Here is a 1610-nt window from a genome sequence, read left to right as displayed (position 1 = left end):
CTGTCCGCCGGACTCGACGCCGGCGCTCGCAGAGTCGAACAACCGGTCGAGAGCCGCGTTGACCTCGTACCACCCATTCGAGGTGGCAGAGGCAGAGGACTTCACCTTGTCCACTGTGCGCGGACCGCCCTCGGCTGACGGTTCAATGATCCGCAATTCGAAGGGCGGGCGACCACCCTCGCGACCCGACAACTCGTATCGCGTTTGATTGTGGACGGCAGTCAACTGTCGACCTCCATACACGGCGTCGACGGCGAAAAGCAGGCTCGCCGCAGACTCTTTCATGTTCACCTCTTCCCAACGGATGCGCCCGCTGTTCGTGGCGACCAACAGGCCATTGATGAGTCGAATCCAGTCCGCTTCACTGAGCACTACGGCCCCCAATCTGTGTCGTCGGAACGTGGTTCCGCAGCATTACCTCGACGGTTCGGATCTCGTAAGCGACACTACGCACGTCAGACAGTGCGTCGCCAACGCGCTGCGCGGTTGTCTCGTGAGGACTGGAAAAGAGATTGGAGTGCGCTGCGCGCGCTCGCGCTCCCGCGCGTTCAAGTGCCGGGACGATTCCCTGGTACTCGGGCGGCAGTGTCTGTAGGAGCGCCAGTGTCTCCCGTTGCCGGTACTGGAACCGGTCGAGCGCTGTCTCCGCCTGAGGCCGACTGTCGTTCGTGACTGCAGCGCCCAGTTGCGCTGCGATCTCCTCGAAAGCGGGCAGCACGGCGATCAGCTGGTTGCTGATAAGTGCACGGCGTGCTGACGACAAGGTCTGCTCCGCTGCATCTAATGCGCTGCGGCTGCGTACCAGCTGTCCAATAGCGATACCGAATCCGACAATGGCGAGCAGCAACCCGAGGTAGTCGAGCAGGCCAGGTACGTTCGCCCAGTCGAGCCAGACGAAGTCGCCGATCCGCATTCGGGAAGGTTACAGCCGAGCACGGCGCTTAGTCATCTCCGAACCGCGCGAGTGTGATGCGACGAGCGCCCTGCCGAGCCCCGCGCCTCATTTGGCGACTTTTTTCCGTGTGTCGCCACGCCTCACCCGCGCGGCGCCCAAAACTCCCTCTCCCCGATCCGTTCATTTTCCCGGTAGGGCGCAGTAGGGCGCACGCCGGCCGTCAGCGGCCGAACGGGGCGCACCGCGCGTGCCGATGCGTGGTGGTCGTCGACGCGCTCAGATCGGCGCAGAGCGGGGGTGGTAGGCGTGGCCGCGAAGTCACCCGAGCACGGCACGCGAGCCCGGTATCGCGCGGCTTGCCGGTGCTCCGACTGTCAGCGCTGGAAAGCCGATGACACAGCCGCGTATCGCGAGCGCAAGCGCAAGCGCGAGGCCGGCGACGCGCTGCTTGCCCCGATGCGGGCGGTCTCGACCCCATTGATGGACACGGCCGGGCCCATGAGTTACCTCGACGTTGACCAGATCCACATGGACCCGGCGGACCCGCTGCCCTTCATGGACGGCGGCGCGCTCCTGAAGGATTTCGGCGAAGATGCGGTGGCTGACCTGCTCGAGCTCACCGGGGACGGTTCGGACTGCCCGCTGCTGCTCGTGGAGGTGCGGCCGCTCGGCGGCGCGCTGGCCCGGACTGCACTGTCCCGGCCGGGGGCTATGC

Annotated in this window: 2 protein-coding genes and 1 pseudogene; 1 reads left to right on the top strand and 2 read right to left on the bottom strand. The window is 65.7% G+C overall.

Annotation, left to right across the window (positions count from 1 at the left end; all coding sequences use genetic code 11):
- Window positions 1-372: hypothetical protein (locus LQV45_RS30990; protein ID WP_230011140.1), on the bottom strand; the 372-nt coding region annotated here is incomplete at its 3' end.
- On the bottom strand, window positions 362-913 hold the full coding sequence (locus LQV45_RS30985; protein ID WP_230011137.1) for a hypothetical protein: 552 nt from the start codon (window positions 911-913) through the stop codon (window positions 362-364). The genes LQV45_RS30990 and LQV45_RS30985, both read right to left, overlap by 11 nt.
- Before the next feature lie 288 nt (window positions 914-1201).
- Here LQV45_RS30985 and LQV45_RS30980 point away from each other — a divergent pair.
- Window positions 1202-1610, top strand: a pseudogene (locus LQV45_RS30980) (hypothetical protein); the annotation flags it as partial.

It is taken from the genome of Microbacterium sp. Bi128 (genome assembly GCF_918698205.1).
Note: the sequence above shows the minus strand (reverse complement) of the source record. Positions and strands in the feature narration are given on the sequence as shown.

Bases quoted from the DNA above. Each gene is read 5' to 3' on its own strand.
- LQV45_RS30985 (WP_230011137.1), bottom strand. From the start codon at position 913: ATGCGGATCGGCGACTTCGTCTGGCTCGACTGGGCGAACGTACCTGGC.